The organism is Anoxybacteroides rupiense (assembly GCF_014196195.1).
GTDB classification, from domain to species: domain Bacteria; phylum Bacillota; class Bacilli; order Bacillales; family Anoxybacillaceae; genus Anoxybacteroides; species Anoxybacteroides rupiense.
Genome location: NZ_JACIDF010000003.1, coordinates 386,927 through 400,809, shown reverse-complemented (window position 1 = coordinate 400,809; position 13,883 = coordinate 386,927). Strand labels below are relative to the sequence as shown.

General features: G+C 38.9%; 10 protein-coding genes and 1 CRISPR repeat array. Of the genes, 1 reads left to right on the top strand and 9 read right to left on the bottom strand.

The genetic code is table 11. The features are described 5' to 3' along the window. Window positions 1–98: 98 nt before the first annotated feature. From ytvI to gltP, 4 genes are all read right to left on the bottom strand, one after another. Window positions 99–1,124: a sporulation integral membrane protein YtvI gene (gene ytvI, locus GGQ95_RS07830; RefSeq protein ID WP_066146553.1), complete on the bottom strand. Its 1,026-nt coding sequence runs from the start codon at window positions 1,122–1,124 to the stop codon at window positions 99–101. Between the two features lie 112 nt (window positions 1,125–1,236). Next, window positions 1,237–2,016 (bottom strand): undecaprenyl-diphosphate phosphatase, encoded by a 780-nt coding sequence (locus tag GGQ95_RS07825; RefSeq protein ID WP_044744600.1) that lies wholly within the window; start codon window positions 2,014–2,016, stop codon window positions 1,237–1,239. Between the two features lie 451 nt (window positions 2,017–2,467). Continuing rightward, window positions 2,468–3,064 (bottom strand): undecaprenyl phosphate transporter UptA, encoded by a 597-nt coding sequence (uptA, locus tag GGQ95_RS07820; RefSeq protein ID WP_183186576.1) that lies wholly within the window; start codon window positions 3,062–3,064, stop codon window positions 2,468–2,470. Between the two features lie 149 nt (window positions 3,065–3,213). Further along, complete coding sequence (gltP, locus tag GGQ95_RS07815; RefSeq protein ID WP_044744602.1) at window positions 3,214–4,482, bottom strand: glutamate/aspartate:proton symporter GltP; 1,269 nt, start codon at window positions 4,480–4,482, stop codon at window positions 3,214–3,216. Between the two features lie 191 nt (window positions 4,483–4,673). Here gltP and sigK point away from each other — a divergent pair, with 191 nt between their 5' ends. Further along, window positions 4,674–5,384: an RNA polymerase sporulation sigma factor SigK gene (sigK, locus tag GGQ95_RS07810; RefSeq protein WP_066146007.1), complete on the top strand. Its 711-nt coding sequence runs from the start codon at window positions 4,674–4,676 to the stop codon at window positions 5,382–5,384. Between the two features lie 344 nt (window positions 5,385–5,728). After that, a CRISPR array of direct repeats spans window positions 5,729–9,025; the repeat unit is 29 nt; unit sequence CTTTATATCCCACTAAGTTCAGATAAAAC. Window positions 9,026–9,225: 200 nt separating this feature from the next. Here sigK and cas2 read toward each other — a convergent pair. From cas2 to cas5b, 5 genes are read right to left on the bottom strand one after another with little or no spacing between them, the layout of a single operon-like run. Then, window positions 9,226–9,489, bottom strand: a complete 264-nt coding sequence (gene cas2, locus GGQ95_RS07805) for a CRISPR-associated endonuclease Cas2 (protein WP_066146010.1) — start codon at window positions 9,487–9,489, stop codon at window positions 9,226–9,228. Between the two features lies 1 nt (window position 9,490). Continuing rightward, a complete protein-coding gene (cas1b, locus tag GGQ95_RS07800; RefSeq protein WP_183186575.1) occupies window positions 9,491–10,474 on the bottom strand; it encodes a type I-B CRISPR-associated endonuclease Cas1b in 984 nt (327 codons plus the stop codon). Next, window positions 10,475–10,972 (bottom strand): CRISPR-associated protein Cas4, encoded by a 498-nt coding sequence (cas4, locus tag GGQ95_RS07795; protein ID WP_066146016.1) that lies wholly within the window; start codon window positions 10,970–10,972, stop codon window positions 10,475–10,477. A gap of 15 nt (window positions 10,973–10,987) precedes the next feature. Beyond that, the gene (locus GGQ95_RS07790; protein WP_066146019.1) at window positions 10,988–13,168 is read right to left on the bottom strand and encodes a CRISPR-associated helicase/endonuclease Cas3; all 2,181 of its coding nucleotides are present in this window, start codon (window positions 13,166–13,168) and stop codon (window positions 10,988–10,990) included. Window positions 13,169–13,181: 13 nt separating this feature from the next. Continuing rightward, window positions 13,182–13,883, bottom strand: a complete 702-nt coding sequence (gene cas5b / locus GGQ95_RS07785; RefSeq protein ID WP_066146022.1) for a type I-B CRISPR-associated protein Cas5b — start codon at window positions 13,881–13,883, stop codon at window positions 13,182–13,184.

Sequence of the window (13,883 nt, the reverse complement as noted above, 5' to 3'; positions counted from 1 at the left end):
CAGGATAGGACGATTTTTTTGTGTACTTTTTTAAAAAATGAAAAAAATGAGAGGGGCTTCAAAAAGTCAGTTACCCTGACTTTTTGGACAGCCCCTTTTTAAATTTTAAATGTAAATTTAATCACTCCTGCTTTAATCATGGCCTCGATAATAATGACAAGCGCTGGGCCAATGAACAGCCCCGCCACCCCCAGTAAGCGGAAGCCTAAATATACGCTTATTAACGCAGCCAGGGAGCTGATTCCCAAGTTAGAAGAGAAAATTTTTGGTTCGATTGTTCGGCGAATAACAGTAATCAGCACAAACAAAACAATTAAGCCAATTCCTGTCCCGCTATGGCCGTTCATAATGTTGAAAATCCCCCATGGTACAAGCACCGACCCTGTTCCTAAAATCGGCAAAATATCAACAATCACGATTAAAAGCGAAAAAAGAATCGGGTAATCGACTCTTAATATGAGCAAGCCTCCTAAGGCTAACAGAAAGGTAATAAGGCTTAACAAAAATTGTGCTTTAATAAAGCCGATGCCTGCGCGGCTGAGTTGCGTGACGATAATGGTTAGACGCTGCTTTGTGCGGTCGGATAAATGGTTTTCAAGCCCTTTCTTTAACTGCGGCCAGTCTAGGCTAATGAGAAAAAGAGCTACGAGATAGACAAGAAAGTGAATAATAAATTCCGGAATCATCGTAATATAGCGAATCATCGACTGAGTGAAATTGGTTGCAAACGACAACAATAAATTCTTAACAGTTTCTACGCTATTTTCAAGTGAAACGATAATCTCCTTCGGAATAGAGCTTGAGTAAGATTGCCATTGTCGAATAAGCTGATTCACCACATTGGTCATCTCTGACAAAAGAAATGGCAGTTTTTGTGAAAACATCATCGTTTGCTGAACCAAAATGGCCACAATAAAATAAGAAAGAAAACCGATCACTAGCACAAACAGGGAAAACACAATCGTTACCGCATGAATTCGTTTTAACCGAACGCCTTTGATTAACTTCTGAATGGCCGGCTCCAGCAACAGCGCGGTAATAAATGCTAAAATAAGCGGCAAGCTATAAGGAATTAAAAAACAACCAACTGCAATAATCACAATCACTACAAGCCATTTTTTTATCATCGTCCCTTATTCATCCCATCTCTGTTTCTTTTCGAGTCAACGCTATGTTAAATATAGCCGATTCATTCTGTATAATCAATAAAAAAACGGCCACAAGCTACGGACCGCTTTAAAAAACTCCTGTCATCTGAAGAGAGAGAACAAGTAAACCGAGAATCGATACATATACGGCAAATGCTTTTAGCGAGTGTCTCTGTAAATATTGAATCATCCACCTCACAGCAATATAGCCAAATATAGCAGAAGAGAGTGTGCCCATAAACAATGCGCCAGCAGAAATGTTTTCCGCTTTGCCTGCGAATACATCCACGAATTGTAAGACGATCGCTCCCGCAATTGCTGGAATCGATAAGAGGAAGGAGAAATAAGCTGCGGTTTCCCGATCTAATTTCCGCATTAACCCTCCAACAATCGTAAGACCGGAACGAGAAATCGCTGGAAAAATAGCAGCGGCTTGAAACATTCCAATGACAAACGCATCCGTATATGAGAGATTTTCCATTCGTTTATAGCCGTTTTTGATGCCATCCGCAAACCATAAAAATACGCCTGTAATGAGAAATTCCCAACCGATGGTTACACCTGTTTTTGAGATCTCTTCAAAATAATCTTGAAGCAGCAGTCCGATGACTACGGCCGGGATCGTGCCGACAATCAACAGAAAAGTCAGCTTGCTAAACGGCCTGCGAATCATATAAAGCAATTCTTTCTTATAGATAGCAAAAACAGCAAACAACGTTCCAATGTGCAGCATCGTATCAAGAAACAGCCCCGCTTCATCCAATCCAAACAGATGTCTTCCTAAATATAAATGACCCGTACTGCTAATGGGCAAGAACTCCGTTAATCCTTGGATAATCCCTAGAATAAACGCCTCTAGCTTGCTCATGTTATCCCCCTTTTCCGCTTTTCATAACAGAATCACATTCGGTTCCGTTCAGCTTGGAACAGATTCTTTATTGAAGTGAAAGGCATCTTTGAAAGCCGCTGGACGCACAAATCGCTTATCTTTTTCGCGCGCTCGCGCGATACAGCGGCGCTTCCGATGCATTGATAAATTAGTGAAGCCGTTTGTGGTTGGGACAACCTTCCCGTGAAAAGCCATACTAGAGATTTTTTGTTTTAATCGAGTCATTGCTTCCCCATTAATATTCATAGCAACAATACATCCATTCAAACGATTCCCTTTTATCAAACATGGAAAAGGGACATGAGCAAAATGCTTCAAAGATGGCAAATGCGGATATTTGTTGATATCGCTCTGCTTCAATCGGCAAAAAGAAGCCTGCTGCTTCGCAAACAAAATCAAAGAAAAGCGAGCGTAAGCATTTAGCACATCTTTATCTGTTTTTCCGACGACGATAAAGATGAAAGGCTACATATAAAACAGTGATTACAATAGCGATAATGATAATTGGCCGTAAATACGGCTGAGCGAACTCATCGATTTCCTGCCATTTACTTCCGAGACGTTCCCCAAGAAAAATAAAGAAAATAGACCACGGGATAATGGCACACGTCGTATACAAAGTAAACCTCGTCCATGGCATTTTCGCAATCCCTGCCGGAATGGAAATAGCATGGCGGACAACCGGAATAAACCGAGCTGTGAAAATAACCCCTGAACCGTATTTTTTAAACCATTCTTCAGATAAATCAAGATGTTTTTTCTTAATCAACAAATATTTTCCGTATTTATCCAAAAACGGACGCCCTCCATAAAGCCCCATCCAATAAAGGAACATCTGTGCGATGGTCCCGCCGATCGTTCCTGCAATAACCGCTCCAGTGAACGATACTTCTCCACGCGATACTAAGTACCCGGCGTATGCCAAAACAATTTCGCTTGGGATGATTTCAATCATCAATGCCAGCGCGATTCCTATGTAGCCTAAATCGATTAAAAACATTAGAATGTTTTGGATCAATTCGTGCATCGTTCTTCCTCCTATTTCACGAGCCAAGCTCCTCATTAAAACCATATTCACTCAAATCAAGATTATACTATACGTTTGGACAGAAAAAAATAAAAATAACGGGACCGATAAAAAACGGCTATCCCATAAATGAGATAGCCGCGATATCATTACGCACTTTTCTGCGTGATTTCCTCTATATATTTTACTGCTTTCTGTTCATTGTACTGTCCTTCCCATTTAGACATAACAACAGCAGCCAGTGAGTTTCCGATTACGTTTACCACTGTGCGTGCCATATCTAAAATTCGGTCGATTCCAGCGATAAAGGCCAGTCCTTCAATCGGAATGTTCACCGTTCCTAAAGTCGCCAGCAAAACAACAAACGACACGCCAGGCACTCCTGCAATTCCCTTTGATGTGATCATAAGCACGAGCAGTAGTGAAATTTGCTGCGAAATCGACAGATCAATACCATATAGCTGTGCGATAAAAATAGCGGCCAATGCTTGATATAGCGTAGATCCATCAAGGTTAAACGAATAGCCTGTCGGAATGACAAAAGATGTAATCGCTTTCGGACAGCCGAATTTTTCCATCTTCTCCATCACTTTCGGCAGTACTGTTTCTGAACTGGATGTACTGTAAGCAAGGATTAACTCATCTTTTAAAATTTTAATGAAGTGCCAAATCCGCACTCCAACTAATCGAGCAACTGCTCCAAGAACGACGATCACAAAGAAAAGCATCGTTCCATACACTGTGATAACTAGCTTACTTAGCGGAATAAGCGATTGTACCCCAAACTTCGAAACCGTTACACCAATCAAAGCAAATACACCGAATGGAGCAAATTTCATAATTTGGTTTGTGACATAAAACATCGCTTCGGAGACACCTTGGAAAAACTGCAATACCACTTTTCCTTTTTCCCCGATCGCAGCAACACCCAAACCAAACATAACAGAAAAGAAGATAATCGGGAGCATGTTTCCTGTTGAGAGTGATTCAAAGATGTTTTTAGGGACAATGTTCACAACGGTTTCAATCATGGAATGGTGCTGCACTTCATTCGTCGTATCAACATACGATTGAATATCAGTCTTTTCAAGCGATTTCATATTAATGCCGGTCCCTGGATGGAACACGTTAGCGACTAATAAGCCCACAACGATTGCTATTGTTGTAATAATTTCAAAATAAATAATTGTTTTTCCGCCCAATCTTCCAAGCTTTTTTATATCGCCGACATTAGCAACCCCCACTATGAGACTTGCAACAACAATTGGAATCACAATCATTTTAATTAAACGGAGGAATATATCTCCTATCGGTTGCAAATACGTGGCTACTGCTGGATTTCCATAAAAAATCGCTCCGACAACAATTCCAAGGATTAAGCCGATTAAAATTTGCCATGCTAATCCGATTTTTTTCATGTACGATCCCCCTTTCAGACATAAAGCAACAAAAGTTATTCTAATATGTTCGTTTTAGTATGTCAAGAATATTCGTATAATAATGTAAATTATTACCTTTCTTTTTTTGAAATGTCCAAACACAGACAATCTTCCCTGTTCATACATATAAAATAGGCACATGCCTAAAACGAAAAGGGTGGGGTGAAGACATGTCTGGCATTTTTTCCGCATTGGCATTCCTTATCAAAGAGTTAATGTTTCTAGTCTCATATATTAAAAACAACGCATTTCCCCAACCACTAAGCGCTCAAGAAGAGGAAAAATATTTACAGAGAATGGCAGAAGGCGATAAAGAAGCGCGAAACCTGCTTATTGAGCATAATTTGCGGCTTGTCGCTCACATTGTCAAAAAATTTGAGAATACAGGAGAGGACGCAGAGGATTTAATCTCGATCGGCACCATCGGCTTAATCAAAGCCATTGAAAGCTACTCCCAAGGAAAAGGAACCAAGCTGGCAACCTACGCAGCAAGATGTATTGAAAATGAGATTCTTATGCACCTTCGTTCTTTGAAAAAAACAAAAAAGGATGTATCTCTTCATGAACCCATCGGACAGGATCGCGATGGAAATGAAATCAGCCTTATCGATGTGCTGAAATCTGAAGGGGAGGATGTCGCCGACGAAATTCATTTAAACATGGAAATCGAGCAAGTCAAAAAATACATTGATGTGCTGGATGAACGGGAAAAAGAAGTGATTATCAGCCGTTTTGGACTGGATTTGCAAAAGGAAAAAACCCAGCGCGAAATCGCCAAGGAGCTCGGCATTTCCAGAAGCTACGTCTCCCGCATCGAAAAGCGAGCATTAATGAAAATGTTCCACGAATTTTATCGAAATGAAAAAGAGAAGCGGAGATAGAGAAATATTTTAGTATGTTCATCTTCCCTATAGATAGACAATAAAAGATCATTGGTGTGTGATGTTCTTAGAACTGTCTATCTATAGTTTTTTTTACAAAAAAAGAATATGATCATGCTGATGAGAAACTTAAAAAATCCCAGATCATACAAACGATTTAAAATGAAACCTAAACAAAAAGGATTTGTCAAAAACAGTAACATCGTCTTAGGAAGGAAAGATGAAAATCTTAAGTTATCCCTTCTTCTAAAAATGCTCCTCTCATTTTTAGAAATTAATAGTAAAATATCCACTAAGTTCAGATAAAACTTGCGGCGATCTATTGACCGTATTCAGCGTCGTTACTTTATATCCCACTAAGTTCAGATAAAACGGTTTCTCGTTCCTGGTGAAGATTCAAATAAAAGTCGTCTTTATATCCCACTAAGTTCAGATAAAACGGAAAGAGCCTGCAAAGCCTTGTCAGCACTGATTTTCTTTATATCCCACTAAGTTCAGATAAAACTGATACACACCTTTTAATTCCGGTCTGTTTTCGCTAACTTTATATCCCACTAAGTTCAGATAAAACTCTTTTTTTAATGTGTCGACTGTTGTGATTGGCTCTATCTTTATATCCCACTAAGTTCAGATAAAACCGTGTTTAAAACTATTTCTAAATAATACGTTTGTCCTTTATATCCCACTAAGTTCAGATAAAACAAGATATTTCTTTTTCTTCATCCACCGGTTCAGGCGTCTTTATATCCCACTAAGTTCAGATAAAACAAGATATTTCTTTTTCTTCATCCACCGGTTCAGGCGTCTTTATATCCCACTAAGTTCAGATAAAACTGTTGCGCCATGTCCCTGTAGTTTCACGGTCTCTACACTTTATATCCCACTAAGTTCAGATAAAACCGGTCTAATAAAATCAAAGATGGATAGTTGTTTCATCTTTATATCCCACTAAGTTCAGATAAAACGAAACAACATCAACACACTGTACCCGGTTTTTCGGTTCTTTATATCCCACTAAGTTCAGATAAAACGAAGCATGATATTTAAACCCTTTCTTCCTTCTCACGACTTTATATCCCACTAAGTTCAGATAAAACGAGCGGTGCAGATGTTTATAAAATAATGAGATCTCTGCTTTATATCCCACTAAGTTCAGATAAAACATTGATGCTTTGCATAACAACTTCATGTTCTTCTTTCTTTATATCCCACTAAGTTCAGATAAAACCAGTGACGTACGCAACAGTAGAATACCCAGAAACATCTTTATATCCCACTAAGTTCAGATAAAACGCGCCGGAAGACTACCATCGACCGGAGCAACGTCTCCTTTATATCCCACTAAGTTCAGATAAAACGATGAAATTGTCGCTTTCTATTCTTCTCTTGCAATTATCTTTATATCCCACTAAGTTCAGATAAAACCTAGCCGGCAAAGTCACCCGGAGGGCCGGAACGCAGCTTTATATCCCACTAAGTTCAGATAAAACAAAAATTTCTAGAAAAAATAAGATTGCTAGAGAACCGCTTTATATCCCACTAAGTTCAGATAAAACGATGGTCTAACTAGGAAATTTCCGTTTTCGATTCCGCTTTATATCCCACTAAGTTCAGATAAAACTAAAAACCAACGACCAACACGAGCAACCCAGTCAACTTTATATCCCACTAAGTTCAGATAAAACAACGGCAGGAGACCAAATCACAAAAAGAGAACCCGCCTTTATATCCCACTAAGTTCAGATAAAACTTATATGAATTAGTTATTTCGTGCACGTATAAGACATTCTTTATATCCCACTAAGTTCAGATAAAACACATCATGAAGAAATCAACGGACCTGCGAGAGTCCCCTTTATATCCCACTAAGTTCAGATAAAACATAGAAACTTTTCATTTTTATTCCCCCTTAAAAATCTTTATATCCCACTAAGTTCAGATAAAACTGAGAGATTGAGCAAACTCTAACTTCTCTTCACACTCTTTATATCCCACTAAGTTCAGATAAAACCGAGGGCAGCGGGGGACTGTGTCCCCCGTCAAGCATCTTTATATCCCACTAAGTTCAGATAAAACTAAGACATTTGCAACTAGTCCAGAAATGCTATATTTCTTTATATCCCACTAAGTTCAGATAAAACCGAAGAGGAAGAAGAGGAACTAGAAAAAGAATTGACTTTATATCCCACTAAGTTCAGATAAAACACAAGTCATATGAGAGTAATTTTGTTAATGAACACTTCTTTATATCCCACTAAGTTCAGATAAAACTAAGGACAGCGACATGGACAAGCCTGTGGGTCGCAACTTTATATCCCACTAAGTTCAGATAAAACTTTCGGGGAGAAACAAAAGCGTTGACTACCGTTGCCACTTTATATCCCACTAAGTTCAGATAAAACCGATGTTGTTATTTCATTTCCTTCTTCATCAAGTCCCTTTATATCCCACTAAGTTCAGATAAAACCTGTTTGATTTTGTTTATTCAAATGAAAAGCCTTTCTTTATATCCCACTAAGTTCAGATAAAACCAATGTCGTAAAAATAAAAAATCCCCTGCCTTCAGGCTTTATATCCCACTAAGTTCAGATAAAACTGTGTTAACTTTAGTAATTTCGTTTTATATTTCAACTTTATATCCCACTAAGTTCAGATAAAACGAATGGCAAACCACCTATACATGATTCTGCACATGGCTTTATATCCCACTAAGTTCAGATAAAACGAGCTAGTAGCAGCCTCAATTGCTTTTCGAAGTTGTGGCTTTATATCCCACTAAGTTCAGATAAAACAATTAACGAATAAAGACGAAAAAGATATCGCTAAGCCTTTATATCCCACTAAGTTCAGATAAAACGCTATTCCTGTGACGGAAACAGATATTCCTAATATTACTTTATATCCCACTAAGTTCAGATAAAACTAAAAACTACGATGAATGGGTAGACGAAGAAACCCTCTTTATATCCCACTAAGTTCAGATAAAACTCGAAGAAATCTCCAAGTTTCCCGCCAACTTGCAACTTTATATCCCACTAAGTTCAGATAAAACTCGTATTCATATCCATGCATCACAAACACGATCGACTTTATATCCCACTAAGTTCAGATAAAACGCTGCTCGTATTCTGTCATTCTTGCTTGAACACTTGTATCTTTATATCCCACTAAGTTCAGATAAAACAAAACCGAACAAAACAGAAATATCTTTTTCTTTGACACTTTATATCCCACTAAGTTCAGATAAAACACTAAAACGGTGAAAATAACGTAACTTAATATTTATACTTTATATCCCACTAAGTTCAGATAAAACGCGCATACCTCCCCTTGTTTGAAGATATGCGAACGCCTTTATATCCCACTAAGTTCAGATAAAACAATATGTCGTATCGTCACTAAAAGGCGTTTCCTTCATCTTTATATCCCACTAAGTTCAGATAAAACGTACAAAACCATGAAGGACAAGCTCTATCAGCTCACTTTATATCCCACTAAGTTCAGATAAAACGATAAAGTAGTTGCGTGGTGTATCAACAGTTTTCTTCTTTATATCCCACTAAGTTCAGATAAAACTAAAAAATAAAGACACCAAAACATAAAATTAGTCTTCTTTATATCCCACTAAGTTCAGATAAAACCCCTGTTTTATAGAAGAAGCAATCCATTGATGTATCAACATTTATCGCTAGGGTTGATACACATACGATATCTGTTTTTTGCAGTAAGGTGGTAGTTATGTTGGGCGTTCACATCAAAAATAGCGGCTTTTTATTGATTTATCAAGCCTTCCCACACACTTTTCAAAAACAGCGGTTTACGGCAAGTTGGCAAAAGCGCACTATAAAAAGAGCTCTTCAAAGTTTTTTTCCTGTCCGAATACTTTCTTCTTCACATTTCTCGGATTAGCCACTTCGTAAATATAAATCGAATCCTCATCTTCATCAATTATTTGATCGATTTCGTTTAAACATTTCAAAAGTAAGCTTTTAGAAATTTCGCCTTCAAACACGGAATTTTGCGTCCATGTTAAGTATTCCCTAAGTTTTTTGCATACTTTGTTTACCCTTTTCTCCCCCACATCATACGTAATAATCACAAACATTTTACCACCACGCTTTTAACGGTTTATATGGCTCGTCCCCAATAAAATGTTTAATCAGTTTATAGCATTCAAGTCGGATCAAATAGCGGTAACTTACCTTTCGCTTCAGCTTGCGATGCTGCACCGTTGTCGACAGTTTAGCATCCCATTCTTTAATAAATTTTTTCTTTCCTTCGTCATTCAGCAAAACCATTCCTTCAAGAAAGTCGAAATGCTTTTGCGCAATGACACGGTTGTTAATCGATGAAACAATCACCGCATCAACAATAAGCGGCTTAAAAATCTCGGCTAAATCTAGACATAATGAAAAACGTTTCGTAGACGGTTCATGCAAAAAGCTGATCGTCGGGTCTAATTGTGTTTTATAAATTTCTGATAAAATCGCTGTATAGCAAAGCGAATTGCCAAACGAAATCAGCGCGTTAAGCGGATCTTGCGGCGGCTGTTTCGTCCGCTTCTCAAAAATAAAATCTTGTTTTAAAATCGCGTTGAACGATTGATAGTAGTGTTGGCGAATTCGTCCCTCAATGCCCATCACTTCCTGAATCGAAGCAGCGGACACCATCTTCGTTGCTTCGTGTTCAATATTCCTTATATATTCCTCCGTTTTCTCCTTATGTCTGCGGATGTTTCGCAACATATGATGAATGGCACTGTGCAGAAAACTTTTGGCAAGATGTAAACGTTTTTCATCATCAAGATAGTGAGCGCTTTGCTGGACGACAGTAAAACCTGATGCTTTTTTATTTCGCGGACAAAACGTTCCGGCATAAAAGCCATAATAATTAAACACGTGCAAATGCACATCATGCTGGTTCAGCAAATTGAAAAGCGAGGAATTGAAATCAACTTCCCCAAACACGTACAAATTATCTGTCTGATGTACCGCGAGGCTTTTGCGATTGTCCGCTTCATCAAAAAAATATAGTGTGTTATCTTTTCTTTTTAATCTTCCATTCGAAAAAATATAGTGATCGCGCAACATTTAATCATCACCTTCTATAGCAAAACAAAATTCATAATAGGCGCACTTTGTACAATAAGGGAGTTTCTTGAGCGGCGGTGGCGACGGCTGGTGCACAATCGCATAAATTTCCTTGAGCGCTTTTTCAATGGCTTGTTCGTCTTTTGGCGTCAACACAACTTCTTCCATTTTTCGTTCTTTTGTATAGCTGATCAGTCCTTTTTTCTCAATCCCGCGCTTTTTCAGTTCATATAAGTAATACAGCATTTGAAAGCGGTCAGCCTCCGACATTTTGCTAGAAATTTTAATTTCACGAATGTACTCGCCGTCCAACACATCAAGCTTAAATGTGCCGTCCACTAAAATTTCGCGTTCTTCCAAACGCGGATACGCTCGTTCGTGTAAAATTTTTCCTTCCATTACTCGCTCATGCTCATTTTCCATTGCAATTCCTTTCGAAAATAGCCATAATTTTCGCTTGCACACTTTGTAATATTGTATTTGCACACCGCTGACCATTGCTATCCCCCTTTCTTAATGAATGTTAGACAAGTGCTTATCCAACAAAATTCCCTTTCCTCTTAAGTGTTGGCGGTCAAATTCGTATTCCACTTCTATGATATATAGATGATCGAACGGCTTCGGCAGACGTTCAGATATATATTTTTTTGCCACATATCGCCGAACACTCACACTTTTTTTCTCGATTTCCATTCTTAATGTAAAACGTTTGTTCCACTCTTTTTCTTTTTGATATTGCTCAAATAGATCAAACATTTTGTCATAAATAGGACGAGAAATGACTTGAATCGTTTCAATGTCTCTAAGCTTTTGTTGGGCTTCGCGCCGATTTAATCCATATGGATCAAGATTGTCGAACATCGCCAAGGCATCTTCGAATTCTTGTAAAAACGCGGTTCCTGCTAACCGCTTTCGATCGTATAACTGTTGAACCATCTCCATTTTCGACTTTTCATCAAGCATTTGCCCATTGAATGGCTTCAGCAAGCGAATGCTTTCGTTAACAAGATGCTCATGGTACACTTTCGGAATGCCGGAAAGATTTTCGGTAAAAATGTGCACATTGCATTGTTCGTGATCTAACTGACGTCTTCGATAACAACGCCCCAAACGCTGAAACAAGCTGTCCAACGTCGACATTTCCGTAAACAAATAATCAAAATCGATATCAATGCTCGCCTCGACAAGCTGCGTGGTAATCCAAATTCCTTTTTCTCCTTTTTCATTAAAGTTTTTAATCGTTTGTTCTAAAAGTTGTCGATCTTCTTGGGTGAATTGCGAATGAAGCAAATAAACGGGAACGTTGTGGTCATTGTCCAACAAACAGTCATACAATTCTATGGCTTTTCGAACGGTATTTACAATGACAAGCACTTGCGACGTTTTCCCTAAATCGAGCATGTCAGCGACGGCCTCTTTTATTTCTTTCTTATGAAGGTAAATGCAGTGGCGATTGATGCTTAAATCGAAAAATTGTCCGACCGCGATGTCGTTATCACGAATCACGTTTCTTCTCTCCAACTCATCCATATACAATGTTGGCAAAGTGGCCGTCATCATCATAAATTTGCCGCCGATTTGATGAATCATTTCCAAAGCTTTAATCAACATCGCCGCGATTTTTGGATCGTATGCTTGAATTTCATCAATGACGACTTTGGCGTTGGCCATCGTCGCCAATTCTTTTTCAAATCCTTTGTAATAAAACGGGAATTTTAAAATTTGATCAATTGTCGTTAGCAACAATTTCATTGCGAATTGCTCAGAGTGCTGTTTAATCGCTTCCCAATTTTCTTCTCCTTTTTCCGATAAGTAATGCATGCTCGTCGAATGAAGGAGTCCAACCGCATCGTAGCCCATTTTCTGTTTGATTCGGTCATAAATCGCATTAATGCTAACTCGAAGCGGCAACGTGAAAAACGCTTTATCGTCGCCAATCCATAAAAGCGCGGATTCCGTTTTGCCCATTCCAGTTTGCGCGACAACTATCACATTTTTATCGCCATTCTTCTCGGTAAATTGCTGTAAATCGTTTTTGCGGAATCCCTTTTGTTCCATGTAGCGATTGACATATACCCCAATCGACTTTTCTACATCTTTCTCAACTTTAATGCCTGCGGATGACGCATGATCTAAACGGTGCAACAGCCCTTTTAACATCACGTATTTCCAAAATTCTTCGCCGTCATGAGGAGTGTATCGATTTAATAACCGATCGACGAAACGGTAGGAAAATTTTTCAGCAAGCGGCAAGCCCATATGCTCAGCGATTTGCGGAAGCTTTTGTTTTATATCGTTTTCTAATACATCGCGAATCATTTCTTTATCCGGGAGCTGATCGCGCTCATGGTGATACCCGACCATATGAATGAGCAATCGTTCTTCTTCTGTTGTCAGCCCCAATTGCCGTAATGGGATGAGCCCCACTGACAAATAGTTGTGAGGTACGTTTGTTTCAAAATCGGTTTCAATGACAACTTTATCAATCAGTCGGCGCATTTGATTTATAAACGGAGTGTTTGCCTTGCCTACATCATGATATTGAACACCTAGCTCCAGCAGTCGCCACATTCGTTCATTCATGCGAATGAGCTTATGCCCATAGCTGTTCTTCAACAAATGCAAATTATCAAGAAGACGATCCGTATGCTTACGAATCGTCTCTTTTGTCTCAGATTTAGCATAGAAAATCACGGGCTCATCCTCCCTATATGTGATAAAATACTAACTCCCCATCTTCATCAATGAACGCTCTTTCAGGAGCAACCATTCCTTTCAGCACGTAACCAACATCGATTTTTTCCCATTGGCGAATCCCATTGACAATTTCATATTTCCAATTTAATTGATACGGAATATTTTTCGTTTCCGGATCGAGCATGCTTCTTGGAATATAGGCGTTATACCGCAAATCTTGCTCGTCCTCCAGCTCCTCTACATCGACGAGCTTGTATTCATCAACCCGGACTAAATCTTCCCATCGTCCAAGACTGTAGTGATGGTCGCTTCCTTCGATTCCTTCCATGATTCGTTCCAAAATATGCTGGTCAGCGGCAACGTGAACCACTAAATGGACATGGTATAGGAGATGCGTGTACATCGGCATCGTTGTAATCTCATCTTTATCGTAAGAAAAATCAATGCGGGCCAATCCGTCTAATATAAGCGGAAAGCTTGACAACTCTTTCTTTTTAAAAAAATAGTAGCGCTGATAATCAAGTAGTTTCGCTTCATACGTTCCTTGAACGCTTAAACGCATTGGAATAAACTGTTCAGCTTGAACAAGCGCGTGAAGCATTCCCTTGACTGTCGAATACGGCGGTAACGGATATGTTTCCGCTACTTTAGAAGCAAACGGCTTTTTATAGCAGGCAGTTTCTTGAAAAAGTTTTAGACGCAACGCTTTCAT